Here is a 24207-nt window from a genome sequence, read left to right as displayed (position 1 = left end):
GCGGCGCACATTCGTCAAACTTGATTAGCGAGCGTCCCCGGGGTGCCGCTCCCCCGTGGCGTACGGGTTTTCCGCGCCCTCGGCGAGAACGCCGACGAACGGCTCTCCCTCTCCCCCGAAGGTGTATGCCCCGCCCTCGATGCGGCCGATGAGCCCCTGGGTCCATTCGGCCTCGGCGTCGGCCGTGTGGATCCAGAGGTTCATGATCTCGCCGATGTGGCCGAGTTGTTCCGGACCGTCCTCGGGCACGTAGTGCTCGGTGACGGAGGAACGCCACGCCTCGATCCCGCGGATCCGCTCCTTCAGCAGCGCCACCGCCTCGGCGCGCGGCAGTTCGACGATGAAGCCGATCGCCGCCGACTTGACGTCCATCTTCTGGTCGTACGAGGTCAACGCCTCGCGCACCAGCCGGAAGCACTCCTCGGTGCCGGCCTCGGTGATCTCGTACTCCGTGCGCGGCGGGCCGCCCGCGGTGGACGGCGCCGTCTCGTGCTCGATCAGCAGCCCTTGCTTCGCCATCTGCTTCAGGGCGTGGTAGATCGAGCCGGGCTTGGCATTGGACCACTCGTGCGCGCCCCAGTACTCCAGGTCGTTGCGCACCTGGTAGCCGTGGGCCCGCCCGTGCTGGCGCACCGCGCCGAGCACGAGAAGACGGATCGCTGACATGCGGTCCAGGTTAGGACGTCACTTTCCGGCGAGCGCAACCAGCTCGAACGCCGTCTTCCCGTCGAGGGACTCGCGGATGATGTCGGCGTGCCCGGCATGGCGGGCCGTCTCCCGGATCAGGTGCAGGAGCACCCAGCGCACGGAGGCCCGGCCCTCCGGCGGGAACCAGGGCTGGTCCGGGAGCGGGAAGGTGTCGTCGAGGCTCGGCGCCGAGCGGGCGAACGCCTCCGTCTCGGCGGCCACCTTCTCCCAGTACGCCAGCTGCGACTCGACGGTCTCGTCGTCGACCAGGGCGAAACACTCGTGCCAGTTCGACGGGTCCCGCTGCACGGCCGGCTCCTCGCCCTTGGCCCGGGCGATCCAGCCCTGCTCGGTCTCGGCGACATGCTTGACCAGCCCGGCCAGGGAGAGCTCGCTCACGCTCGGCCGGCTCACGGCCTGCTCGTGCGTCAGCCCGAGCACCGTGCGCCGGATCCCGCCGCGCTGCTCCTCCAGGAAGGAGAGGAGGGCTCCGCGCTCGTCGCCGTACTCCTCCGCGGGAACGTGAGTGACCATGACCGCCGCCTTTCGTCGGGCTCGAGGGGCCTTCCCCCCGACACCCACGAAGCTACGGGCCCTTGAGGACAGTTTCGGTCCTGAAGGGCCCGCGCGGCAGCGGTCGTATGCGCGAAATCAGAAGGGGAAGCCGCTGCGGCCGTGCTGGACCGAGATCCACTTGGTGGTGGTGAAGGAGTCCAGCATGGTGTCGCCGTTCAGGCGGCCGATGCCGGAGTGCTTCTCGCCGCCGAAGGGGACGATCGGCTCGTCGTGGACGGTGCCGTCGTTGACGTGGAACATGCCGGTGTCGATCCGCTTGGCGAAGCCGACACCACGCTCGATGTTCGCGGTGTGGACGGCGCCGCTGAGGCCGTACGGGGTGTCGTTGACCAGACGGACGGCCTCCTCCTCGCCGTCGAAGGTGACGAGGAGGGCGACCGGGCCGAAGAGCTCCTGCTGGAGGAGGGGCGAGTTGGCGGGCAGGTCCGTCAGGACGGAGGGCTCGACCAGGTTGTCCGTCCTGGTGCCGTGCACCAGGGCCGTCGCGCCCTCGGCGAGCGCCTGCTCGACGGCACTCGAAATGGCGTCCGCCTGCGAGGAGTTGATGACAGGGCCGATGACCGTCTCGGGGTCGCGCGGGTCGCCGGCCTTCAGCGTCCGCACCTTGGCGACGAACTTCTCGGTGAACTCCTCGGCGACCGACCGGTCCACCAGGACACGGTTGGCGGCCATGCAGACCTGGCCCTGGTGGACGTAGCGGCTGAAGACGGCGGCGTCGACCGCGTAGTCGAGGTCGGCGTCGTCGAGGACCACCAGGGCGCTGTTGCCGCCCAGTTCGAGGACCGAGCGCTTGAAGTGCGAGGCGCAGACGGTGGCCACGTGGCGGCCGACCTTGTCGGAGCCGGTGAAGGAGATGACCTTCGGGATCGGGTGCTCGAGGAAGGCGTCGCCGATCTCGGCGATGTCGGTGATGACGACGTTGAGCAGACCGGCGGGCAGCCCGGCGTCCTCGAATATCTTCGCGACCAGGGAGCCGCCGACGATCGGCGTGTTCTGGTGCGGCTTGAGGACGACGGCGTTGCCGAGTGCGAGCGCGGGGGCGACCGACTTGATCGACAGCAGGAAGGGGAAGTTGAAGGGGCTGATCACGCCCACGACGCCGACCGGCACGCGGTAGACCCGGTTCTCCTTGCCGTCCACCGGCGAGGGGATGATCCGGCCCTCGGGGCGCAGTGAGAGGTGGATCGCCTCGCGCAGGAACTCCTTGGCGAGGTGGAGTTCGAAGCCGGCCTTCAGCCGGGTGCCGCCGAGTTCCGCGATGATCGCCTCGGCGATCTCCCCCTCGCGCTCCTCGATCAGCCGGAGCGCCTTCTCGAACACGGCACGGCGGGCGTAGGGGTTGGTCTCGGCCCACTTCTTCTGCGCGCGGGCGGCGGCCTGGTACGCCTCGTCGACCTCGTCGACCGTGGCTATCGTGATCGACGCCAGCTTCTCGTCGTCGTACGGGTTGAAGTCGATGATGTCCCAGGAACCCGTACCCGGGCGCCACTCACCGTCGATGTACTGCTGGGCCAGCTCGGTGAAGTACGACGACATGTGATCCCCAAATCACTAGCAGACACACGATCAACGTCACGGTCTGATCACACGTCATCGTACTTGCGCGGCACGCCAGTTGGGCACGCTGAGCAATCTTCTGGGGAGAACCCTAGGGGTGTTCGCGGAGATCCTGCGTGTTCAGGAGAGTTGGAGGAGACCGCGCAGCAGATCCCGGCTCTCGTCCGGGCCCGGGCTGTCCTGCTGGAGTTCCTTCAGCGCCTTCTCGTACTGCCCGACGTCCTCGCGCTTGTCCAGGTAGAGCGCGCTGGTGAGCTGCTCCAGGTAGACGACGTCCGTCAGGTCGGACTCCGTGAAGCTGAGGATCGTGAAGGCGCCGCTCTCGCCGGAGTGGCCGCCGAAGCCGAACGGCATGACCTGCAGCCGTATGTTGGGGCGTTCGGAGATCTCGATGAGGTGCTGGAGCTGTCCGCGCATCACCTCGCGGTCGCCGTACGGCCGGCGCAGGGACGCCTCGTCGAGCACCACATGGAACTCGGGACCGCTGTCATCGGCGAGGTACTTCTGCCGCTCCAGGCGCAGCGCGACGCGTTTCTCGACGTCCGCCTCGCTCGCACCCTTCATACCGCGCCGGACCACTGCACGTGCATACGCCTCGGTCTGCAACAGGCCGTGGATGAACTGGACTTCATAGGCGCGGATGAGGGAGGCGGCGCCCTCCAGACCCACATAAGTGGGGAACCAGCTCGGCAGGACGTCGGAGTAACTGTGCCACCAGCCCGCGACGTTGGCCTCGCGGGCGAGGGACAGGAGTGAGTTCCGCTCCTGCTCGTCCGTGATGCCGTAGAGCGTCAGCAGGTCCTCCACGTCACGTGTCTTGAAGCTCACCCGGCCCAACTCCATCCGGCTGATCTTCGACTCGGACGCGCGGATCGAGTAGCCCGCCGCCTCGCGCGTGATGCCCCGCGCTTCCCGCAGTCGCCTGAGTTGCGAGCCGAGCAGCATCCGCCGCACCACCGATCCGGGCTCTCCCGCGCTCACGTTCGCCAGCCTCCCCAACGTCTTCAGGGGCCGAAGTCTGCCACTAAAACACTCCGAGCAGTACTCGTCCGATTACAGATATGGAAAGAAGCCAAAGATTCTGCACAGGGCCGAGAGGCGTAGAGAGGAGGAAGAGGAAAGAAGTAGTGGAGAAGATGGCGGAAAAAATGGCCAAGAAGCGGTACGGGTGGGTCCAATTCGGTCAGCTGCACGTGCATCTGCACCTTGCATCTGCACCGCTCATCCGAAACCATGGTCCCGCGCAACCGCTGCATCGCAACGACCGCGAGTTCCCGGGAGTGCCTCGCATGGGGATGAATGGATCGACCATGCTCGAGCCGTTACGGCAGGGCCTTCCGCCGCTGGATCCCGCGGCCGTGTCCGACGCCGCTTCTTGTTCGCTGCCCGCCCGCTACGAAGCGGTGGGCGACGCACGGAGGTTCACCCGCAGAACGCTCGACCAGTGGGAGCTGGGCGACCACTTCGACGACATCTGTCTCGTGGTCTCCGAGCTGGTCACCAACGCGCTGCGGCACGCGGTGCCGGTGACCGGCGGGCACACCGGGGAGCAGAATCCGCCCGTACGGCTGCACTTGATGCGGTGGACCGAGCGACTGGTGTGCGCGGTGCGCGACCCCAGCCAGGACAGTCCCATCGCGCGTGATTCCGACGATTTCTCGGCGGAGTCCGGGCGCGGTCTGTTCCTCGTCGACTCCTTCAGCGACAGCTGGGGCTGGCATCCGATGGCCGGGACGCTGGGCGGCAAGCTGGTCTGGGCGCTGTTCCGGCTCCAGCCGCAGGCCGGTCCGGCCGCGGTTTCCACCGAGTGATACATCGCGGCGCTTTACCGGGCCGCAGTTCTACGCGCGTTACGCGGGGCAATGTCGCACTTACCCCCGGTCACCCACAGGTGACCGGGGATCAGCCTGCTATCAGGTGGTCGAACTCGCCGTCCTTGATACCGAGGAGCATCGCCTCGATCTCCGCGCGCGTGTAGACGAGCGCGGGGCCGTCCGGGAAGCGGGAGTTGCGCACCGCAACTCCCCCGTCGGGCAGGCGCGCGAACTCCACGCAGGAACCCTGCGAGTTGCTGTGCCGGCTCTTCTGCCAGGCCACCCCCCGCAGAGCCGTGGCCGTCATGCCGTTGTACACGTCGAGGTCCACAGGTCGCTCCCCGGTGGTGCGGTGGCCTTGTGGCCAGTGATGCAGCGGTCAACTGGTCCGGATCATAGCTCTGTTCACGTGCAGATGCATGAGCAGATGCACGTGCACGAGGGGTGTTCCTGTGGTTACAGATGTGACGTGTGGGGCACTAGATACGTTCCATCGTGTGCCCCAGAGCCCGCATCACATGCGTCCGCCAGCCCCCGTCCATGATCGTCCGGGCCATCAGCTGAGCGGGGTCGTCGGGATCGAAACCCTCGTGCACTAGAAAGAGACGCGTACCGCGCCCTTCCTGTTCCACCTTCCATGTGACGGTCCAGTCCGCGGAGTTGGCCGGATCGGCGTCGGTCCACCGGAGGCTCAGCATCCGCTGCGGCTCGAACGCGAGAACCTCCACGTCGACGGTGCCGGAGAAGTTCGAGTTGGGCCGCGGGACGGAGGTCAGGGTGTACCGGTGTCCGACCTCGAGCCGGAACGCCTCCGCCCCCTGCATCTGCCACTGCGCGAGCAGTTCGGGCTCGGTGAGGGCGCGCCAGACCTTGGCGGGCGGGTGCGGGAAGAACTGGTCGACGCGGATGACCGTGAGGTCCTCGTCGGGTGCGTTGCTCATGTCACGTCATCGTCGGGCATACGGTCCAGCAGCGCGCCCAGGTCCTTCAGCCGGCCGCGCCAGAACCGCTCGTACGGATGGAGCCAGTCCTGCACCTCGGCGAGCGGGGCCGCCTCCAGCCGGTAGATGCGCTGCCGGCCGGAGCGCTGCTCGGAGACGAGGCCGGCCTCGCGCAGCACCCTCAGATGCTCGGACAGGCTCGGGCGCCGCATGTCGAAGTGGTCGGCCAGGGCCTGGACCGGCTGCGGCCCCCCGTCGCGCAGCAGCCGCAGCACCTCGCGGCGCACGGCGCTCGCGAGCGCGGCGAAGACGCGGTCCGCGTCGGCCTCGGTGGTCCCGGCCTCGACGGCCCCGGATGCGGTCATGCCGGCCTTCCTACTGGTGTGCCTCCGTCAGCAGCATCAGACCATTGCCGTCGGGGTCCGTGAAGGAGGCCATGCGGCCCCACGGGAGCTCGTCGGGTCCCTGTACGGGGGTCCCGGCCTCCGTGAGCCGCGCACAGTCCGCGTCGACGTCGGTCGTGACCAACATGATCCCCCGGGCCGAGCCGGGCTCGAAGCCGCCCATGCCCGGGCCGGAGAGCGTGAAGACGGTCTGCGCGCCCTCGGGGGCGACCTGGAGCCAGCGCCCCTGGGGCAGGTCCCGGTCGGCGGTGACGGTCAGACCGAGGACGTCGGTGTAGAAGCGCAGGGCGCGGTCCTGGTCGGAGACGGGGAGGGTGACGAAGGAGGCGTGGGTGATGGTCATGCAGAACAGAATAGGTAGGACTTTCCCTACGGGTCAACCGTAGGGAAAGTCCTACCTATAGGGCCTCACCTGCTGGAGTAGGGAAGCAGTGCCATCTCCCGGGCGTTCTTGATCGCACGGGCCAGCAATCGCTGCTGCTGGGCCGACACGCGGGTGACGCGGCGGCTGCGGATCTTGCCCCGGTCGGAGATGAACTTCCGCAGCAGGTCGGTGTCCTTGTAGTCGATGTAGGTGACCTTGGCCGCGTCCAGCGGGTTGGGCCGGTCCTTGGCGGGCTTGCGGTCGGGCTTGCGAGGCATCAGGCCTCCAGGAAGGCATCGAAGGCGGGCGGGAGTCGTTTCCAGGCGTCGCGGCCTGCGGAGTACTCGGCGTCGGTCAGCAGGCAGGACTCCAGGAGCCGTTGGAGTCCGTCGCGGTCGAGGCCGGGCGAGGTGAAGACGAGGTGCTGGCAGCAGTCGCCGTGCTCGGGGTGCCAGTCCATCGCGGCGGCCGCCCGGCGCACCGGCGGGACCATGTCCCACGCCGCGTCCGGGAGCGAGGCCAGCCACGGACCGGCGCTCTCCACGCACAGGGCACCGCCGGCCGCGTCCCAGTGCAGCAGCACGTCCGGCTTGTCGGCGAGCCAGAACCGGCCCCGGCTGCGGGCCGCCGCGCAGGTGATGTCCTCCAGGGCCTCGTACAGCCGCTCCGGGTGGAAGGGCCGACGGCGGTGCCAGACGAGCGTGGACACACCGTGCGCGTCGGCCTCGGCGGGCAGCAGGGCGCAGGCGGGGTGCTGGGCCGCCGCGGCGGACTCCACGTCGAATCCGGCGAGGGCGGCCCGGACCAGCGGAGAGTGCGCGGAGTGCCGTACGGGACGGGGAGTACCCGCCGGGTCGGTCCGGCGGGTACTCCCGATCGGGACCTGGCGGGCCGTCGGATGGAGCTGCGCGAGCAGCTCGCGGTCCTCCTCGTCGGCCTCCGGGGAGTCGAGGACGGCGAGGACGGGGGCGTACTCGAGCTGGCGGGCGAAGGTGTCGGCGACCGTGCGCCGGTCGGTGGCCGCGGCGGCGAGGCCGCGCTCGGCGAGGTCGTCGCCGTTGCCGAGGCAGGGCAGGACGAGTGCCGGGTCGACCGCGGTGATCACGCCGGTGACCATGAGACCGCCGGCCGCGACCACCTCGGCCATCGCCTTGGGCTCGACGGAGTCCCACAGCTCGACGACCGCGAGGCGGAGCGTCCCGGCCGCGTCCAGGCGGCGCAGCTCCGGGACCAGGTCCTCCCGGAGCGCGCAGCACGCGCAGTCGTTGACCAGGGGCGTCTCGCCGGCGGACAGGATGCCGGTGGCGTCGCGGATCGTCCGTACGACGGTGCCGGCCGCGGCCGTCGCCAGGTCGTGGTGGAGGACGGCACTGCCCGGCACGTCGGCGAGCAGCTCCCCGACGGCCGCCTTGCGGGCGTCGGCGTGAAGCCCGCCGACGATCACGACGGAGAGCATCAGCCCTTCTTTCCGTACCGGCGCTCGAAGCGCTCCACGCGGCCGGCGGTGTCCAGGACGCGGGCCGTGCCGGTGTAGAAGGGGTGGCTGACGTTCGAGATCTCGACGTCGACGACCGGGTAGGTGTTGCCGTCCTCCCACTCGACCGTCTTCTCGCTCGTCATCGTCGAGCGGGTCAGAAAGGCGTAGTCGGCGGCCCGGTCGCGGAAGACGACGGGGCCGTAGGCGGGGTGGATGCCCTGGCGCACGAGGATCAGCGCTCCTCTCGGAAATCGACGTGACGGCCGGCGACCGGGTCGTACTTCCGCAGGGTCATACGGTCCGGGTCGCTGCGGCGGTTCTTGCGGGTCACATAGGTGAAGCCGGTCCCGGCGGTGGACCGGAGCTTGATGACCGGGCGGAGTTCGTTGCGTGCCATGCTGGTATCTTACTGAAAATGAATTCCATTTACACAACTGCTCCGAGAGAGGTGCATCACCCTTGTCCGCCCACTGCATGCTGACCGGGGCCCAGCCGGGCTTCGGCAACCGCATCTCCCACTCCCACCGGCGCACTTCGCGCCGCTTCGACCCCAACATCCAGTCCAAGCGCTACTGGCTGCCCAGCGAGGGGCGGCAGGTGCGGCTGCGGCTGAGCACGAAGGGCATCAGGACCGTCGACTCGATCGGCGTCGAGGCGGCCGTGGCGCGGATCCGCGCGCGCGGTGTGCGGATCTGAGGGGAGAACCGGTATGGCGAAGAAGAGCAAGATCGCGAAGAGCGAGAAGCGCCAGGAGATCGTCGCGCGGTACGCCGGGCGGCGGGCCGAGCTGAAGGAGATCATCCGCCGGCCGTCCTCCACGGACGCCGAACGGCTGGCCGCACAGGAGGAGTTGCGACGTCAGCCGCGGGACGCGAGCGCCACGCGCGTGCGCAACCGCGACCAGGTGGACGGGCGGCCGCGCGGCTACTTCCGGGCCTTCGGGCTGTCCCGGGTGGGGCTGCGGGAGCAGGCACACGCGGGACATCTGCCAGGTGTCCGCAAGTCGTCCTGGTAGCGCTCACGGGTGGTGCTGGTAGCTTGCTGCGATCCGTCCGGCAGACCGCTACAGCTTGGAGTCTCCAGTGACTACGGCGATCCTCTCGCGCACTGTGCCGCGTCGGCGGGCCGGGCTCGCGGCCGCGGGACTGGTGGGCGCGCTCGTCCTGACCGCGTGCAGCGGCGGTGGCTCGGACGGCGAGCCGTCGCCGAGCTCCAGTACGGCCGGCTCACCGTCGGCGTCCGCCTCGGCCTCCGCTTCCGGGGGGACCGGCGGTACGTCCTCCTCGTCCGCGTCCGGCGAGGTGGCGGGCAGCTGGCTGGCGACCACGGGCGGCAAGGCCGTGGCGCTGCTGGTCAACGGCGACCGGGCCGGGCTCTTCGTCACCGGCGGCACGGTGTGCAGCGGCTCCGCGAGTGCCGACGCGATCCGCCTGAAGTGCACGGACGGCAGCAAGGACCGGGCGGACGGGACGGTCGAGTCGGTCGGCAAGGACACCCTCAAGGTGAACTGGGAGGGCGGCATCGGCGCAGAGACCTACACCCGGGCCACGGGCGGCACGCTGCCGAGCGGGTTCCCGTCGGTGGGCTCGGGGTCGTAGCGGAAGGCGTCGGTGGGGGCGGGCAACCGTGGCGTCCCGTCATGCGTGATGATCCATGCACCGGATCGCTCACATCAGAGGACTTCACATGCGCGCCGCCCCCCTCGCCGTCACCGCCCTCGCCGCGGCCCTGCTCCTGACCGGCTGCTCCAGTGAAAGCTCCGGCTCCGGTGGTGACGACAGCGCCGCCGCGAGCCCGGGCAACGACACCACGTGCCGGATCGGCGCCATGGACGTGGAGGTCGGACCCGCCAACGTGGCCCCCACCGCCGGGGACACCGGCAACATCCCCGTCACGCTCACCAACCAGAGCGCCGAGTGCACACTGGACGGCTTCCCCGGCATCGACTTGAACGCCACGGACTCGTCGGCGAGCGTCTCGCCCGCGGAAGGCACGAAGTCCACGAAGCTCACCCTGGCCAAGGGCACGGCCGCCACCTTCACCCTCACGTACACGCGCGGCGAGGCCGGCGCCAAGGCGAGCCTCGACGTGAAGACGCTGAACATCGCCCTGCCGGGGGCCGGGACCTCGAAGAACTACAAGTGGTCGTACGGCCCGGTCCAGGGCCGGAGCGACAACGCCGGTGACCCGAACGCCTCGGTCAGCGCCTTCTCCCCGGTCGGGGACTGAGCCGGGGCCGGTTTCCGACCTGCGCCCGGTCGGCCGCCCGGGCGCCCTCGGTCCAGCCCGCCTCGTCGCTGACACCGCGCAGGCGGGTCGTGGTGGTCTGCGGGAACATCCGGTCCATGCGGTCGGTGACGGCGACCTCGCGGGAGGCGAGGACCGGCAGCAGGTCGTCGGTCACCGGGGCCTCGGCGGCGGTGCGCAGGCGGTCGCCGACGCGGTGGGCGTAGGCCGCGAGGAAGGACTGCCGGAAGGTCTTGGTGCGTCCCCGGCCGCCCGCCCGCTGGGCCGCCTCGGCCTTCGCCATCGCGGACTGCGCCTGCACGAGCAGCGAGGTGTACAGGAGTTCGACCGCCGCCAGGTCGCCCTCGAAGCCGACGACCGTGGAGAAGGCGAACGGTTCGTTCCACACGGCCCGGCAGTGGTTGGCGGTGGCGACCGCGTCGAGCAGCGCCGCCTTCGCCTGCTCGTACGGCGGCTCGACCCCGATCCGCCAGGCGCCGGGGGCGTCCTTCGCGGGCGCCTGGGCGTCGAGCAGCGCCTCATCGACGCTGTGCCGGGCCATCAGCTCCTGCGCCTTGGCGGTGAGGGCCTCCGCCTCCTCGGGGAAACCGGTCGCCTCCGCCTTGGCGAGCAGGGCCCGGATACGGCCGAGCATGCGGGCGTCGCCCTGGTGCTCCCGCCGGGGCTCCTCCAGCGGTTCCAGCGCGGGCAGGCGCAATAGCAGGCGGTACAGCTCGAGTACGGCGGTGGCGTGCGTGAACCGGTCGGGGCGGGGGGTGTTCTCGTCGGGCTCCTCCAGCTGGGCCAGCTGAGCGGCCCAGCGGTGGCCGCGCGGGCGGTCGTCCGGGGCCTGCGCCCTGATCAGGGCCGTGGCGAGGCGTACGTGCGGGTCGTCCAGTTCGCGTCGCACGATCCGTACGACATCGGCGGGCTGCCAGCCGCGCCGCCAGGCCTGCGCCATGAACTCGGTGCCGCGCCGGGCCAGTTCGGCGTCCGCCCCGGGGTCGGCGGCGAGGACGGAGGCGCCGGTGTCCAGAGCGGTGTCGTCGTCGGCGTAGAGGGCGGCCCGGAAGGCGCGGTCGACGGTGCCGCTCGGGCCGTCGCTCGCACTGTTGCTCTTACTGCTGCTCACGGGGCGATCGTCTCACTCCCCGAAAATCGGTCGCCCACGCGCGCGTGCCGCTTCGAGCATGGCGGCATGGTGGACATGTCTCTCTACGCGGCCTTTCTCGTCGCCGCCTTCGCGCTCTGTGTCACTCCCGGTCCCGACATGATGTTCATCGTGGCGATGGGCGGCCGGGGCGGGCCCGCAGCGGGGGTGATGGCGGCGCTCGGGGTGGCCTCGGCGATGTTCGTGCACACGGTCGCGGCGGCGCTCGGCCTCTCGGCACTGTTCCAGGCCCTGCCGACGCTGTACCACGTGCTGCGCTGGGCGGGCGCGGCCTATCTGCTGTACCTCGCGGTGAAGGCGTTCCGGGACCGTTCGGTGCCGGGTGAGGACGGGGCGCCGGCCGGTCCCGGGATGCGGCGGGCCTTCTGGCAGGGGGCCGTCACCAATCTGCTCAACCCCAAGGTGATCCTGTTCAACGTGGCGTTCCTGCCCCAGTTCGTGGCCCCGGAGATGGGCCATGTGTGGGGGCAGTTCCTGGTGCTCGGGCTCACGATCACCGTCATGGGCGTCGTGGTGGACGGCCTGACGGGGCTGCTCTCCGGGAAGCTCTCGGCGCTGCTGCGGCGCAGTCGGCGGGTGGCGCGCGGGCTCAACATCTTCAGCGGGTCGGTGTTCACGGGGCTGGCGGTGCGGTTGGTGGTGTCCTCACCGAAGTAGCGGCGACGGCACGCGCGCGTGGATGCCCCTCGATGTCAACCAAGGGTTGACGCCCCACGCCTGTCAACCTACGGTTGACACATGACGACCAACCCCAACATCACGTCATCCGTACGGCTCGACGACCTCATCACGGCCATCAAGAAGGTCCATGTCGAGCCCCTCGACCAGCTCCAGGACGCGGTGATCGCCGCCGATCACCTCGGGGAGGTGGCCGACCATCTGATCGGCCACTTCGTGGACCAGGCCCGGCGTTCGGGTGCCTCCTGGACGGACATCGGACGGAGCATGGGAGTCACCCGGCAGGCGGCGCAGAAGCGGTTCGTGCCGAAGGAGTCCACGGACCTGGCGGCCGACCAGGGCTTCAGCCGGTACACCCTGCGGGCCCGCAACGTGGTGATGTCGGCCCACAACGCGGCCATCACCGCCCGCAACCCCGAGGGCCGTCCCGAGCACCTCGTCCTCGGACTGCTGGCCGAACCGGAGGGCCTCGCCGCCAAGGCACTCGTCGCGCAGGGGGGCACCCTCGACGCCGTCCGCCGGGCCGCGACCGAGGCGCTCCCGCCGGCCGCCGACGAGGTCCCCGAGCTCGTCCCCTACGGCTCCGACGCCAAGAAGGTCCTGGAACTCACCTTCCGCGAGGCCCTCCGGCTGGGCCACAACTACATCGGCACCGAGCACATCCTGCTGGCCCTGCTGGAGTTCGAACACGGCACGGGCGTCCTGTCCGGCCTCGGCATCGAGAAGGGGCCGGTGGAGGCTGCCATCGCCAAGGAGCTGGAGGGGTACCTGAAGCTGCAGGGAGAGCAGGGCTGAGGGGACCAGGTTCGGTGAGCCCGGGGCGGCGAGGCGCCGCCCTGATGTCCGGAAGGTCTGTTGTCAGACCCTGGTGTCACACTCGCAACCATGACCGACCGCTGGGCTCTCGCTCCGGCCGAGGACGGTGGTGTGGAGGTCGCCGCCCTCGGTCCCGACGGGCTGCCTGCCGGGCCGGTGCGGTGGGAGGCGGATCTGGCTGCGGCCGTGCGGGGGCGGCCGGAGGTGGCGCGGTGGGTGTGGCGGTCCACCGCCGAGGTCTACCCGCGTCTGCTCGCCGCGGGGGTGCGGGTGGAGCGGTGCTACGACATCGAGGACGCCGAGACCCTCCTGCTCGGCCACGCGGGGCGATACGGCGAGCCCCGCTCGGCCGCCGCCGCCCTTGCCCGGCTGCGCGGCGGCCCCGTACCGCCCGACCCGCCCCAGCGCGCGGCCGAACCGGGCTCGCAGTCGCCCCTGTTCGAGCCGCAGAGCGTCCATCTGCCGCTGACCGACCTCGTCGAGGTCTACGCCGACCAGCAGCGGCGCCACGACACCACCGCGCACCCCGACCGGATGCGCCTGCTGACCGCCGCCGAGTCGGCGGGGATGCTGGTGGCCGCCGAGATGAACCGCGCCGGGCTGCCGTGGAGCGCCGAGACCCACCGCCGGGTGCTGCACGAACTGCTCGGTGAGCGGTATGCCGGCGGCGGCGAGCCCCGGCGTCTCGCCGAGCTGGCCGACCAGGTGTCCGAGGCCTTCGGGCGCCGGGTGCGGCCCGATCTGCCCGCTGACGTCATCAAGGCGTTCGCGCAGGCCGGCATCAAGGTGAAGTCGACCCGGCGGTGGGAGATCGAGTCCGTCGACCATCCGGCCGTGAAGCCGCTGGTCGAGTACAAGAAGCTGTACCGCATCTGGGTCGCCCACGGCTGGTCCTGGCTCCAGGACTGGGTACGCGACGGGCGGTTCCGGCCCGAGTTCCTGGCGGGCGGGACCGTCACGGGCAGATGGGTCACCAATGGCGGCGGTGCCCTTCAGATCCCCAAGGTCATCCGGCGTGCGGTGGTCGCCGACCCCGGCTGGCGGCTCGTCGTCGCCGACGCCGACCAGATGGAGCCGCGGGTGCTGGCGGCCATCTCCCGCGACCCCGGGCTCATGGAGGTGGCGGGACGCGAGACCGACCTCTACCAGGCCGTCTCCGACCGGGCCTTCTCCGGCGACCGCGGCCAGGCCAAGCTCGCCGTACTCGGCGCGGTCTACGGCCAGACCTCCGGCGACGGCCTCAAGAACCTCGCCGCGCTCAGACGCCGCTTCCCGAAGGCGGTGGCGTACGTCGACGACGCGGCCCGCGCGGGCGAGGAGGGCCGGCTGGTGCGGACCTGGCTGGGGCGGACGTGCCCGCCGGCGGCCGGTGCGGGCGACGCGGAGGAGGCGGGCATCCCGCAGGACGACCCGGTCGAGCGGCCTGTGGAAGACGGCTGGGGGCCCGGGTACGCCTCCACCAACACCCGCGCCCGCGGCCGGTTCGCCCGCAACTTCGTGGTGCAGGGCAGCGCCGCCGACTGGACCCTGCTGCTGCTCGCGGCGCTGCGGCAGGCCTGTGCTCGAATGTCGGCCGAGCTGGTCTTCTTCCAGCACGACGAGGTGATCGTGCACTGTCCCGAGGAGGAGACCGAGGCGGTCGTGGCGGCGATCGGGGAGGCGTCGGAGCTGGCCGGGCGGCTGACGTTCGGCGAGACACCGGTGCGGTTTCCGTTCACGACGGCGGTGGTGGAGTGCTACGCGGACGCGAAGTGATCACCGTAGGCCGGAGTCGTCGAGCAGCGCGATGAGTTCCTGGAGCACCGTCTTCTCGTCCGTCCCGTCCAGTGCGTCGAGAGCGGCCCGCCACTGCTGGTGGGCCTCCTCCGCTCTGCCCCGTTCACGCAGCAGGAGTCCGTGCTGGTGGCGGGCGAGGGCGCCGGTGTAGCGGTCGGCGCGGGCGTCCGCGCGGCGCAGCAGTTCCGCGCACTCGGCGGCGGCGCGTTCGCCGTGGCCGATCAGGCGCAGGGCGCGGACCAGTCCGAGGCGGCTCTGCGACTCGCCGTGCCAGTCGCCGGGGCTGCCGAGGATGCGCAGGCTCTCCTCGAAGTGCACCATCGCGGCGGCCGGTTCGCCGAGGGTGAGGTGCGCGTAGCCGATGTTGCAGTGTGCCGAGTGCCGGACGACCACGCTGCCGGTCTCCTCACCGATGGCGAGCGAACGCCGGTGCTGCTCGATGGCGGCGCGCGGGTCGGTGTGCTCGTACAGGTTGCCCAGGTTGCTGTGGGCCACTGCTTCGCCGAACGGGTCGTTCAACTGCCGTGAGTAGGCGAGGCTCTGCCGCAGTGCCTCGCCCGACTCGGCGTACCGGCCCAGGCCTTCGAGCAGGAGACCACGGTTGTTGAGGCAGCGGCGGGTCCAGGAGTCCGCGCCGAGCCGCCGCCAGATCGCGAGGGCGTGGTCGTTGAGGGCCAGGGCCTCGCTGTGCCGTCCGGTCAGGAAGTGCAGCCCGGCGAGATCGCCCAGAGCGCACGCCTCGGCCGCCTCGTCACCGAGCCGACGCGCCAGCGTGAGCGCGGCCCGGCCGAGGATCTCCGTCTCGGCCACCCGGCCGCTGCGCTGGAGGAAGGGCGAGAGCAGGCGCAGCAGGGTGGACACATGGGCGGCGGTGCGCTCGTCGGGGGTGCCCATGTGCCGTTCGGCCAGGACGACGATGTTCTCCAGCTCCGACTCGCCCCAGGCGAAGGCCTTCTCCGAGGACGGGAACGGCCGGATGGCCAGCACATGGGCCGCGTGCTCCGGCGGCTGCGCGGCGGTCGGGCGGCGGCGGTCCTCCAGGTCGAGGCCGGGTTCGACGATCGCGGTGAGGGCGCGTTCGGCGACGGCCGCGTACCAGCGCAGGGCGGTGCGGGCGATGTCGGGAGCGTGCCCGGTGCCCGCGAGTTCCCGCGCGAAGTCGCGGACCAGGCCGTGCGGGGCGTAGCGGCCGTACGCCGTCTCCTCCAGGAGGGCCACGTCGACGAGGCGGTCGAGCGCGTCCTCGGCACGGGTCTCGTCGGCGCCGTCGGTGCCGAGGAGGCGGGCGACGAGGGGGACGCCGTAGGTGGGCAGGTCGACGGCGCCGATGCGGCACAGGGCGAGGGCGGCGTCGCGGTCGGATCGGCGACCGGAGGCGGCGAGGGCGTCGTGGGCGACGGCCAGGGAGCGGCGGACGGAGAGGTCGTCGTACTCCAGGTGCCGCAACCGGTCCTCGGTGGCGGCCAGTTGGTCGGCGAGGACGTCGGGGGTGAGGGCCTGACGGGCGGCCAGGCGCGCGGCTACGACGCGGAGGGCCAGGGGGAGGCGGCCGGTGAGTTCTATGAGGGGGTGGGTGGCGTCTATGGGGGTGGCGGGGGTGACGCCATCGGCATCGGGGGTGAGGGGAGTGACGGGGGTGACGGAGGTGGCGGGGGTGATGCGGTCAGCGAGGCCGCCGTCGGCGCCCGAGCCGTCCCGGCCGTCCCGGCCCGACACCGCGCGCAGCAACTCCGCGCTCTCCTCGGCCGAGAGCGGGGTGAGCGGGAAACGGTGGGCGTCGTCGAGGGCGGTCAGAGGGGAACGGCTGGTGACGATCACCCCGCAGCCGGCGCCGGCCGGCAGCAGCGGCCGTACCTGTGCGGCGCTCGCGGCGTCGTCCAGCACCATGAGCGTGCGGGTGGGGGCGAGCAGCGAGCGCAGCAACGCGGCGGCCGCGTCCGGGTGTTCGGGAATGCTGCGCGGGTCGGCGCCGAGGTCGCGGAGCAGGGCGGTGAGGGCCTGGGCCGGGGTGAGGGGGGTCATTCCCGGCGTGGCGCCCTGGAGATTGACGTAGAGCTGGCCGTCAGGGAAACGTTCCCGCAGCCCATGGGCGACGTGCAGCGCCAGCGCGCTCTTGCCGACGCCTGCCATGCCGCTGATGACACCGACTGCCGGGCCGCCGCCGAAGGTGAGGGCAGCGCGGAGGTCGTCGCGGACGGTGGTGCGGCCGGTGAAGTGGCCGGGAGGTGGGGGGAGTTGAGCGGGGCGGGGCAGGGGGAGGGGGGTCTCGTCCTCGGGGGCGGAGGCGGGGGCGGGGGACGGAGGATCGGCGGCGGAGTGCGACGACGGATGAGGGCCGGGGTGCGACGGATGGGGGCCGGGCGGGGCGTCTTCGCGCGTAGCGCCTGGGGAAAGCGCACCCGGAGGGGTCGACCGGCTCTCCTTCCGTGGCTCGCCGAAGTCAACGGCCCTTCCTGAACGGCCCGTTGTGCCCTCCCCTCCAGTCTGGTCTCCGCCGTCTCCCCCGCGCAGCACCTCCACATGTGCCTCGCGGACCGCCGGGCCCGGCTCCACGCCGAGTTCCTCGACCAGGCGGGTGCGCAGATCGCGGTGGACGGCGAGGGCCTCGGCCTGGCGGCCGGTGCGGTGGAGGGCGAGCATCAGCTGGCGGTGGTAGGACTCGCGCAGGGGGTGTTCGGCGGCGAGCGCGGAGAGTTCGGGGACGAGGGCGCCCGGCCGGGTGTCGGCGAGGGCGAGCTCGGCGTCGTAGTGCCACTCCAGGAGGAGCAGTCGGGCCTCCTCCAGGCGCTGGACCAGGGCGTATCCGGCGAGTTCGGACGGGACCCCGCTGAGTGGAGCGCCCCGCCACAGCGCGAGCGCCGCCGCGCACGCCTGGACGGTCTCGGTCCAGTTCCCGTCGGCGTGCGCGCCGCGGGCCCGGGCGGCGTGACTCTCGAAGACCTGGACGTCGAGTTCGCCCGGCGCGACGCGCAGCAGATAACCGGGGGCCATCGCCTGCAGCCGCTCGGGGTCGTCGAGCAGCCGCCGCAGCCGGGAGACGTGGTTGTGCAGGGAGGCCTTCGCGGAGGCCGGCGGGGTGCTGCCCCACAAGGCGTCCTTGAGGGCCTCGGCGGAGACGACCCGGCCGGCTTCGAGGAGCAGCGAGGCCAGCAGGATCCGCTGCTTGCGGCTGCCGACGACACGCACCCCGGCCCCGCCATGGCCGTCGTACAGAATCGGCGGCCCGAGCAGTCCGAACCGCAGCCCCGACTGCGATCCGCGCCCCATCACGCCGCCCACTTCTGGCGGATTTCCGCCCTCTCCAGGGCGGTTTCCCGCCAGCCGTCCGACCCGGGCCGCTGCTGGAATCCGCTACCGTTCCCGGCCCTGCACACAGTCAGTTCCCCATCGCTGCCGTCGACTTCACGCCAATCGGCGAACACCAAAATCTAGATGCGTTGGCCAATGTTAGCGATTTGTTGGCGCAACCTGATGTGATCACTACATCGGATCTGGCCCGAGGGCGCGCGCGTACGACGCGCAACTCGGGGGAGTGTCGCCGTCGCGGCCGGATCCGTGGGACGCGAGAGGGTCCCGGTCGGTGGAGGTGAACGACCGGGACCCTCGTCCTGTCCTCGGGACCATGAGCCCTCAGATCACGGGCGGGCGTCCCAGCCGGGTGAGGTGCCACACCGTTCGCCACCGCATCGGCCGCCGTTCGCCGGCTGGTTCCCGCAGGCCCTCGACGAACCCGCCGAACCAGGCGCGCAGTCCACTCGCCGACCGGGTCCGCAGCAGGGTGAGCGCCGTCCACACGCCGAGGTGCACGGGGATGAGCGGCAGGGGGAGCCGGCGGCGCACCAGCCAGACGCGGTTGCGGGCGTTGACCCGGTAGTAGATGGCGTGCCGGGCCGGTGAGGTCTTCGGGTGCTGCAGCAGCAGTTCGGGCGCGTACAGGATGTGCCAGCCGCGGTCGGCGGCCCGCCAGGCCAGGTCGGTCTCCTCGTGGGCGAAGAAGAACTCGGCGGGCCAGTCCCCGGTCTCGGCGAGCATGGTCATGCGGAAGGCGTGCCCGCCGCCCAGGAACCCGGTGACATAGCCGCCGCGCATCGGATCGGAGGCGCCGACACGGGGGACGTGCCGCTGCTGGGTCTCGCCGCTCTCGTCGGCGATACGGAAGCCGACGATGCCGAGACGCTCGTCGGCCGCGAACAACTCCTGTACGCGGCGCAGCACATCGGCGTCCACGAGCAGGCCGTCGTCGTCGAGTTCCACCACGACGTCCACGTCGCCGAAGTCGCGCAGCCGGGCGAGCGCCACGTTCCGGCCGCCGGGGCAGCCGAGGTTCTCCTCGACGTCGAGGGTGGTGACCTCGCCGGGCAGGGAGAGCCGTTCGGCGAACTCGGGCAGCCGGCAGCCGTTGCCCACGATCACGATCCGGGCCGGGGGGATGTCCTGCTTGGCCACGGACCGCAACAGGGCGTCGACCTCGTCGGGCCGGTTCCCCATGGTCACCACGGCGACGGCGATCCTCGGCGCGCCCATGTCCCCACCTCGTCCCCTCGTCCAACGGGCATCAACCGGCGCGATGCTAGCCGTTCACGGTAAGGACTTCTCAGGTATGGGGGCCTCACCCCCGCCGGTTCTCCCTCCGCCGCACGAACTTCAGCCCCGACCAGTCCTCCCCCAGCGCCGCGACCTTCACGTCGACGACACCGAGCGGAAGGAAGACCTCCCGCAGGGCGTTCTCGGTGATGTCACTGACGTGTCCGGCGGCTCTGCGCGGCCAGGCGATCCACAGTGCGGCATCGTCCGCGAGGCCGGCGACCAGTCCGTCCGCCTCGGCCGCGAGCCGCGCGTACTCGCGATGGAAGGTGAGGACGACATCCGCGCCGTGCGAACCGCCCGCGGCGACCTCGCAGTCGTCGGGCAGCCCGGGGATGTCCCACCCGTCGGGCGCGCCGTCGAGCCGTACCCGGTGACCCGCCTTGATGCCGAGCTTCTTGGCGAGGGGCGTGGCGGAGTAGCCGCCCGCCGGCCCGGTTCCTGACATACGGCTCCTCCGCGCGCTGGTCCTGCCTCGTCCACCCCATGGTGACGGCCAGGACGGAGGATGTCCGTGCGGACACGGCGTCACGAACCGGGCGTCCCGAACCGGCTACCGGACCACCCGCGCGAGCAGCGTGGCGAGATCCGCGAAAAACTGGAGCCAGGGCCGGGCCTGCTCGGCCCGGCGCCCGAACCGTCTGCGCCAGCCGCCGGACCGGACCTCCTCCCGGCGCTGGATCGACCTGTCCCGCACGCGCCGTAAGGACACGGCACGGCTCGTTCCGATGCGCTTGCGTCGCCTCATGCCGGGACGTTAGCCGGGTCCCGATCGGTGACGCAGGGCGGCGAGCCGCCAAAGCGGGCGGGCGGTTATTGGCGGTAACGCGTAAACAATCGCCCTGGGCGATCCTGGGGGCCGGGGCCCTCGCACGGTGTCCGGGCCGCGGCGTGGAAGAGGACCGCCACGCCGGTGACGACCACGCGGGACGAGCGGGCAACGACAAGTGCCGCCCTGTCCATGCAGATGCCGATTCCGTACGTCGAGCGAGGGCAGCCGCTCCGCTGGAGGGCCCTGTTGGCCGAAGCCGGGATCGACGACCGCCGCCCGACGCATCCGACAAAAGCAAAAGCCCCAGGTCACGGCGAGTGAGTCCTGAGGCTTCCACAGAGCCGCCTTCGGGATTCGAACCCGAGACCTACGCATTACGAGTTGTCCGAACTTGGGCCGGAGGTGTCCGCGGACGTCCAGCAAAGGGCCGTTGTGCCAGTTCAGGGCAGTCGCTGGACTTCAGTGGACGACGACGGACAAGCCCGGATCGCGGGCGGATTGAGACCACGATTGAGACCACTTGCGAATACCCACCCCGCGTCACCCGCTACATAATTCTACGATCGCCGACTGGTCGAAGAAGATAGTGGCAGTTCCCGGCTTACGCGCCCTGGTCTCCACACGTGGTGCAGCATCCTGCGTCCCTATATTCACAATTACAGCGAGTTGAGAAATGCCTGGACTTCATTGAAGTCCACTTCGTCGGCGCCAGAGGGGTGAACGACCACAGTTAGCTTTCTCGAAACCAAGGAAACCCGAGACCTGGCTACGAACGAGAGTACGATCATCTTAATCAGGCTCTCGCGTCCGAGACTTCCCACTCGCGCAAGATCCGAGCCCAGTACAGGAATCGCCACAGGTTCCAAATGGCCACTTGAGGCAAGTGTCGACCAGACATTTTCGAGGCTTCGCCAGAGGTAATCAACACTCGATTGAGCAACTAGGTCATTACTCATGTGCGAGTACGCAACGCCGTAGTATTTAAATTCCCCGCTGCCGATAACAGCAACTGTCCCCAGTGGATAACGGTCGCGCTTACCCCTCGGTTTGCTAGCTTCGCTTTCCGACTCAAGTACGGGCGAGCCCCTCAGTGCTCCCCTTAGGGCCTCGTCAAGAGCTGAAGCGTCCCCGTGGAAAACTTTTTCGAGAAACTGAGCCTGAACGCTTCTAGAAGAGATGATGTCCTCATCTTCAGTCGAGGTATCGAAGACATCCGTGAAGCCGATTATCAGGTTAGACTGCTCGGCAAACAGATCTCCCACTTTCACGATTACGGAAAAGTCGGGCTGCTTGAAATCTCGACCGACTGATTCGCGAGGGGCTGATCGCATTACTGCCCACAGGCAAGAGAGGACGACCAGCCAGATTATTGTTCTCCCACCCTGCAGCTCACTAGTTGGCCGAACGGCCAGGATCAACTGCACGATTCCCGCCAACGCGGCGAACGCGAATGAGAAATGTACAGAAAGGAGCACCCACCCTCGCCGTGAACGGAAGGTAGTAATTAAGCGACTCATCGCGACAACCTGAAGTAATCTGAGCGGCGACTAGAAAGGCGGATGAGCAGCTTCCTCCACGCCGTCCGGCCTAAAAATTGTGATGCTAACCCTGTAATCTTCCGCCAGAGCCGACAGTTTGTTCCTTACCTCATGCGCTCTGAGAAGCCCTTCTTCGGTGCATGTCAAATTTACATGCATGCTGCCAACAACCACGGACTTTGTGACGTATGAGCGTCCACCGATCAACTCTCGGGCCATACTCCCCACACGCTTGGCTCTTTCCCTTCGGGCAGCGATTGCCGCTGAATCGTCTGCATCACTGGCGATCCGCACCTCCTTAGGCTCGTTAATCGTATAGTGGGATGTACTGTTGGTTACCCCAACGCTTCCGATTGACTTTTCAAGAGAGCCGATCCGTGCATGTTGTTCGCGCGCCAGCTTGACCAGTTCGTCAAGAATATCGGAAACCTCGCGTTGCGGAGCGTCCGCAGTCGGGTTCGCGTCTCGGATCGAGGCAAGCGATGTCGCCAAGTCATCCCAGAACCTATCGAACATCGTTCGCAGTCTTTCCGATTCGACCTGCGGTTCACATTTTCCGTTGATGGACTTAACCATTGCCCACACGTCCTCCTTATGCGAACTGTCAGTCGCCTGGAATTGGGTAAGAGGTCCAGAGGACAGATCCTTTACTTGCATGTCCACAAGGAAGGGAATCAGGGAGCTTTCCCCCAACTCACGCGACAGGGCTCCTGATTCAAAGTTAATCCACGGAGCATGTTGATTCTCGCGGGTCACACAGACAATGCCGAACGAGCACGCTTGAAGCTCGCCCGCAATTTTGGCAAGTCCCCGCTCTCCTTTCTCGATATCCTGAGATGACACGAATGGAGAGATTGATTGATTCATGTACGGCAGCCAGTCCCGGAGCGCTTCCGCGCACTGCTGCGCCGCTGTGCCCGACCAGCTGATGAAAATCTGCATGAGCCTGCACCCCTCGGAACGCTCCAGTGGGCCCTCATGATGCCCCAAGCGCGCCCTTGGTATCCGTGATTTCACCGGATGCGATCACTTGCGGAACGCGCGCAGTCTGTCCTCGGCAAGCTGGCACGCACCATCCGAGAACGCGATGCTTCATGCGTGGCTCGCCGTCGGCTCAGCTCGCGTAGATGCGTGGCACCACATCCGCCAGGACTCGTACTTGAGGTTTCGGACGCCAATGGACGGCGGCGGTGTCCCCGCCCGGGCCCCTCGGCAGCGGTCGGGAGTCGTGGGAGGGGGTAATGGGCGAACGAGAGGGAGAGCGAGTGTCGCAGCAGGCCAACCCTCGGGGGACCTTCCTGAAGATTGCCGACTCAGTGAGGAAGCAGATCGAGGACGACCCGACCATGACGGAGCTGCCGTCCCTGGCTGAGGTCATGAGCGACTACAAGGTCTCACGCGGGGTCGCCCTCCGCGCGTTCGGCATGCTGCGACAGGAAGGTGTGGCCGAACCGGCACCGGGCGAACGGTGGCGCGTCGTGCGCTCCGGTACTCGAATCGACCGGCGTCCCCTCGATCAGCGCATCGCCGAAATCATCACGGCTGAGGGGCTCAAGGTGGGGGGAAGCCTTCCCGAGCGCGTCCGCGCTGGCCGACCGGTTCGGGGTCTCGCGCCCCACAGTGACCAAGGCGCTGGAGAAGTTGGAGACCGCCGGCGTGCTGGCGGGTGGCGGACAGGGCAGGGTGCGGACGGTCCGCGCCGTGCCGACGTGAGAGGAGCGTTCGTAGCTTGCCGACGTTGACCGAGTGGGCCTATCCCCTGGCTGAGTCCCTGCTCGCCGATCCGCTTCCGCGGCGTTGGAAGCACTGCCTCGGAGTAGCTGAGAGGGCGCGTACGATTGCGCTCATTCTTGACCAGGACGCGGATCTATTGGAGGCCGCAGCGGTACTGCACGACCTCGGCTACGCGCCGGACCTGGCCAAGACGGGCTTTCACCCGCTGGACGGAGCCCGATACCTCCGGGACGTCGCCGCCGCCGACGAACGGGTTATCAACCTGGTCGCTCATCACTCCTGCGCATGGTTGGAGGCGGAAGCCCGCGGCATGCGCGAGGAGTCCTGTCTTCATCCCCTTCCTGGCGGACCACGGACCACAAGGCTCGACAGGCAGCGACGCGAGCCGCGGCCAGCGACCTGTGGCAGGAACACCACGTCGTTTTCTCGCGACCGGACGGGCGTCCACTCGACCCCCGCCAGGACTACGAGGAGTTCAAGGAGCTACTCACCGAAGCCGGGATCGACGACCGACGCCTCTACGACGGGAGTCGCCACACGGCGGGAACGATCCTGAACGAGTTGGGCGTCGACATGACCACGATCATGGAGATCCTGCGGCACACCCAGATCAGCCAGACCCGCCGCTACGTGAAGGGCAGATCGCACCTGTCGAAGGACGCGATGCGGCGCATGGGCGAGTTCTTCGCGCCCCCGCCCACAAGCAGCGTCCCGGGCCCCACTGAGACCGAAACTGAGACCCCCGACACCCGCGCAGCACGCTCCCGCCGCCGTCGCCGCATCCGCTGAACGAGAAAGCCCAGCTCAGACACTGTCTGGGCTGGGCTTCGACAGAGCCGCCTTCGGGATTCGAACCCGAGACCTACGCATTACGAGGGCTCGCGGGGTCGTGGCGGCTGGTGCCGCATCATCACGTTGGATCCCGTTTCCCCTGATCAGCGACTTGTGAGCTCGTCGGTGCCTGCCGTTGAATCCACCTTGTGCCGCACCATCCGCTCACGCACCGCTCACGCACCGCCCGTTGGATGACCAGCAGCTTCCCGAGGAACTGCAGTCGCCACAGCACGAGGTTCCCACCATGGTGGGAACCAG

General features: G+C 69.4%; 28 protein-coding genes and 2 pseudogenes. 11 read left to right on the top strand and 19 right to left on the bottom strand.

The features are described from left to right. Nucleotides 1-24 precede the first annotated feature (24 nt). The 4 genes from AQJ46_RS33760 to AQJ46_RS33745 all read right to left on the bottom strand — a co-directional run bounded on the left by AQJ46_RS33760 (nucleotide 25) and on the right by AQJ46_RS33745 (nucleotide 3765). A complete protein-coding gene (locus AQJ46_RS33760) occupies nucleotides 25-666 on the bottom strand; it encodes a PadR family transcriptional regulator (protein ID WP_059209157.1) in 642 nt (213 codons plus the stop codon). 18 nt (nucleotides 667-684) lie between these two features. After that, on the bottom strand, nucleotides 685-1221 hold the full coding sequence (locus tag AQJ46_RS33755) for a DinB family protein (protein WP_059209156.1): 537 nt from the start codon (nucleotides 1219-1221) through the stop codon (nucleotides 685-687). Between the two features lie 117 nt (nucleotides 1222-1338). Further along, the gene (locus AQJ46_RS33750) at nucleotides 1339-2799 is read right to left on the bottom strand and encodes an aldehyde dehydrogenase family protein (RefSeq protein WP_059209155.1); all 1461 of its coding nucleotides are present in this window, start codon (nucleotides 2797-2799) and stop codon (nucleotides 1339-1341) included. Between the two features lie 141 nt (nucleotides 2800-2940). Continuing rightward, the gene (locus AQJ46_RS33745) at nucleotides 2941-3765 is read right to left on the bottom strand and encodes a helix-turn-helix domain-containing protein (protein ID WP_057612405.1); all 825 of its coding nucleotides are present in this window, start codon (nucleotides 3763-3765) and stop codon (nucleotides 2941-2943) included. A gap of 365 nt (nucleotides 3766-4130) precedes the next feature. On the opposite strand from AQJ46_RS33745, the gene AQJ46_RS33740 reads away from it, so the two are divergent. Next, nucleotides 4131-4631: an ATP-binding protein gene (locus tag AQJ46_RS33740; RefSeq protein ID WP_059209154.1), complete on the top strand. Its 501-nt coding sequence runs from the start codon at nucleotides 4131-4133 to the stop codon at nucleotides 4629-4631. A 91-nt stretch (nucleotides 4632-4722) separates the two neighbouring features. Here AQJ46_RS33740 and AQJ46_RS33735 read toward each other — a convergent pair whose 3' ends face one another. The 8 genes from AQJ46_RS33735 to rpmG form a co-directional block, all read right to left on the bottom strand. Then, nucleotides 4723-4965, bottom strand: a complete 243-nt coding sequence (locus tag AQJ46_RS33735; RefSeq protein ID WP_176742548.1) for a DUF397 domain-containing protein — start codon at nucleotides 4963-4965, stop codon at nucleotides 4723-4725. A 148-nt stretch (nucleotides 4966-5113) separates the two neighbouring features. Beyond that, the gene (locus AQJ46_RS33730) at nucleotides 5114-5575 is read right to left on the bottom strand and encodes an SRPBCC family protein (protein WP_059209153.1); all 462 of its coding nucleotides are present in this window, start codon (nucleotides 5573-5575) and stop codon (nucleotides 5114-5116) included. Beyond that, on the bottom strand, nucleotides 5572-5940 hold the full coding sequence (locus AQJ46_RS33725; RefSeq protein ID WP_057612402.1) for an ArsR/SmtB family transcription factor: 369 nt from the start codon (nucleotides 5938-5940) through the stop codon (nucleotides 5572-5574). The genes AQJ46_RS33730 and AQJ46_RS33725 overlap by 4 nt, the downstream gene beginning before the upstream one ends. Nucleotides 5941-5950: 10 nt before the next feature. Next, on the bottom strand, nucleotides 5951-6322 hold the full coding sequence (locus AQJ46_RS33720; protein ID WP_057612401.1) for a VOC family protein: 372 nt from the start codon (nucleotides 6320-6322) through the stop codon (nucleotides 5951-5953). A gap of 65 nt (nucleotides 6323-6387) precedes the next feature. Beyond that, nucleotides 6388-6621 carry a 30S ribosomal protein S18 gene (rpsR, locus tag AQJ46_RS33715; protein ID WP_059209152.1) on the bottom strand — a complete coding sequence of 78 codons (234 nt, stop codon included), beginning with the start codon at nucleotides 6619-6621 and terminating at the stop codon, nucleotides 6388-6390. Beyond that, nucleotides 6621-7799, bottom strand: a complete 1179-nt coding sequence (locus AQJ46_RS33710) for a CobW family GTP-binding protein (RefSeq protein WP_059209151.1) — start codon at nucleotides 7797-7799, stop codon at nucleotides 6621-6623. Before AQJ46_RS33710 ends, rpsR begins: the two co-directional genes overlap by 1 nt. Then, entirely contained in the window at nucleotides 7799-8047 is a 249-nt protein-coding gene (locus AQJ46_RS33705; protein ID WP_059209150.1) for a type B 50S ribosomal protein L31, read from the bottom strand. The genes AQJ46_RS33710 and AQJ46_RS33705 overlap by 1 nt, the downstream gene beginning before the upstream one ends. A gap of 5 nt (nucleotides 8048-8052) precedes the next feature. Continuing rightward, nucleotides 8053-8217 (bottom strand): 50S ribosomal protein L33, encoded by a 165-nt coding sequence (gene rpmG / locus AQJ46_RS33700; protein WP_057612397.1) that lies wholly within the window; start codon nucleotides 8215-8217, stop codon nucleotides 8053-8055. A 62-nt stretch (nucleotides 8218-8279) separates the two neighbouring features. Between rpmG and rpmB the strand changes: the two genes are divergently transcribed. The 4 genes from rpmB to AQJ46_RS33680 all read left to right on the top strand — a co-directional run bounded on the left by rpmB (nucleotide 8280) and on the right by AQJ46_RS33680 (nucleotide 10049). Beyond that, entirely contained in the window at nucleotides 8280-8516 is a 237-nt protein-coding gene (gene rpmB / locus AQJ46_RS33695; RefSeq protein WP_057612396.1) for a 50S ribosomal protein L28, read from the top strand. Nucleotides 8517-8529: 13 nt separating this feature from the next. Beyond that, nucleotides 8530-8835 carry a 30S ribosomal protein S14 gene (gene rpsN / locus AQJ46_RS33690; protein ID WP_059209149.1) on the top strand — a complete coding sequence of 102 codons (306 nt, stop codon included), beginning with the start codon at nucleotides 8530-8532 and terminating at the stop codon, nucleotides 8833-8835. A 67-nt stretch (nucleotides 8836-8902) separates the two neighbouring features. Further along, a complete protein-coding gene (locus tag AQJ46_RS33685; protein ID WP_059209148.1) occupies nucleotides 8903-9418 on the top strand; it encodes a hypothetical protein in 516 nt (171 codons plus the stop codon). 88 nt (nucleotides 9419-9506) lie between these two features. After that, on the top strand, nucleotides 9507-10049 hold the full coding sequence (locus AQJ46_RS33680) for a DUF4232 domain-containing protein (protein ID WP_059209147.1): 543 nt from the start codon (nucleotides 9507-9509) through the stop codon (nucleotides 10047-10049). Here the strand turns inward: AQJ46_RS33680 and AQJ46_RS33675 are convergent. Further along, entirely contained in the window at nucleotides 10021-11178 is a 1158-nt protein-coding gene (locus AQJ46_RS33675) for a DUF2786 domain-containing protein (RefSeq protein WP_059209146.1), read from the bottom strand. The two genes, AQJ46_RS33680 and AQJ46_RS33675, sit on opposite strands and share 29 nt — an antisense overlap. Nucleotides 11179-11244: 66 nt before the next feature. Here AQJ46_RS33675 and AQJ46_RS33670 point away from each other — a divergent pair, with 66 nt between their 5' ends. The 3 genes from AQJ46_RS33670 (at nucleotide 11245) to AQJ46_RS33660 (ending at nucleotide 14466) form a co-directional block, all read left to right on the top strand. Beyond that, a complete protein-coding gene (locus tag AQJ46_RS33670; RefSeq protein WP_059209145.1) occupies nucleotides 11245-11874 on the top strand; it encodes a LysE family translocator in 630 nt (209 codons plus the stop codon). 81 nt (nucleotides 11875-11955) lie between these two features. Next, entirely contained in the window at nucleotides 11956-12690 is a 735-nt protein-coding gene (locus AQJ46_RS33665) for a Clp protease N-terminal domain-containing protein (protein ID WP_059209144.1), read from the top strand. Nucleotides 12691-12780: 90 nt separating this feature from the next. Beyond that, entirely contained in the window at nucleotides 12781-14466 is a 1686-nt protein-coding gene (locus tag AQJ46_RS33660) for a bifunctional 3'-5' exonuclease/DNA polymerase (protein ID WP_059209143.1), read from the top strand. On the opposite strand, the gene AQJ46_RS33655 is transcribed toward AQJ46_RS33660, so the two are convergent. The 6 genes from AQJ46_RS33655 to AQJ46_RS52760 form a co-directional block, all read right to left on the bottom strand. Further along, on the bottom strand, nucleotides 14467-17754 hold the full coding sequence (locus tag AQJ46_RS33655) for an AfsR/SARP family transcriptional regulator (RefSeq protein WP_059209237.1): 3288 nt from the start codon (nucleotides 17752-17754) through the stop codon (nucleotides 14467-14469). Between the two features lie 363 nt (nucleotides 17755-18117). Further along, nucleotides 18118-19011 (bottom strand): glycosyltransferase family 2 protein, encoded by an 894-nt coding sequence (locus AQJ46_RS33650; RefSeq protein WP_059209142.1) that lies wholly within the window; start codon nucleotides 19009-19011, stop codon nucleotides 18118-18120. Between the two features lie 85 nt (nucleotides 19012-19096). Continuing rightward, nucleotides 19097-19519 carry a hypothetical protein gene (locus AQJ46_RS33645; RefSeq protein WP_057612387.1) on the bottom strand — a complete coding sequence of 141 codons (423 nt, stop codon included), beginning with the start codon at nucleotides 19517-19519 and terminating at the stop codon, nucleotides 19097-19099. Between the two features lie 105 nt (nucleotides 19520-19624). Continuing rightward, entirely contained in the window at nucleotides 19625-19819 is a 195-nt protein-coding gene (locus AQJ46_RS55620; protein ID WP_158013021.1) for a hypothetical protein, read from the bottom strand. A gap of 680 nt (nucleotides 19820-20499) precedes the next feature. Next, nucleotides 20500-21105: a macro domain-containing protein gene (locus AQJ46_RS55615; protein ID WP_159064089.1), complete on the bottom strand. Its 606-nt coding sequence runs from the start codon at nucleotides 21103-21105 to the stop codon at nucleotides 20500-20502. A 285-nt stretch (nucleotides 21106-21390) separates the two neighbouring features. Beyond that, a complete protein-coding gene (locus AQJ46_RS52760) occupies nucleotides 21391-22323 on the bottom strand; it encodes a toll/interleukin-1 receptor domain-containing protein (RefSeq protein WP_079072523.1) in 933 nt (310 codons plus the stop codon). 498 nt (nucleotides 22324-22821) lie between these two features. On the opposite strand from AQJ46_RS52760, the gene AQJ46_RS57545 reads away from it, so the two are divergent. From AQJ46_RS57545 to AQJ46_RS52750, 3 genes and pseudogenes are all read left to right on the top strand, one after another. Further along, nucleotides 22822-23094: a GntR family transcriptional regulator gene (locus tag AQJ46_RS57545; RefSeq protein WP_225887464.1), complete on the top strand. Its 273-nt coding sequence runs from the start codon at nucleotides 22822-22824 to the stop codon at nucleotides 23092-23094. Nucleotides 23095-23110: 16 nt separating this feature from the next. Beyond that, nucleotides 23111-23437 (top strand): annotated as a pseudogene (locus AQJ46_RS52755) (HD domain-containing protein); the annotation flags it as partial. A gap of 32 nt (nucleotides 23438-23469) precedes the next feature. After that, a pseudogene (locus tag AQJ46_RS52750) lies at nucleotides 23470-23904 on the top strand (tyrosine-type recombinase/integrase); the annotation flags it as partial. Nucleotides 23905-24207 lie beyond the last annotated feature (303 nt).

This window comes from Streptomyces canus, assembly GCF_001514145.1.
GTDB lineage: Bacteria > Actinomycetota > Actinomycetes > Streptomycetales > Streptomycetaceae > Streptomyces > Streptomyces canus.
The sequence above is the reverse complement of the archived record's forward strand: the minus strand, read 5'-3'. Positions and strand labels throughout refer to the sequence as shown.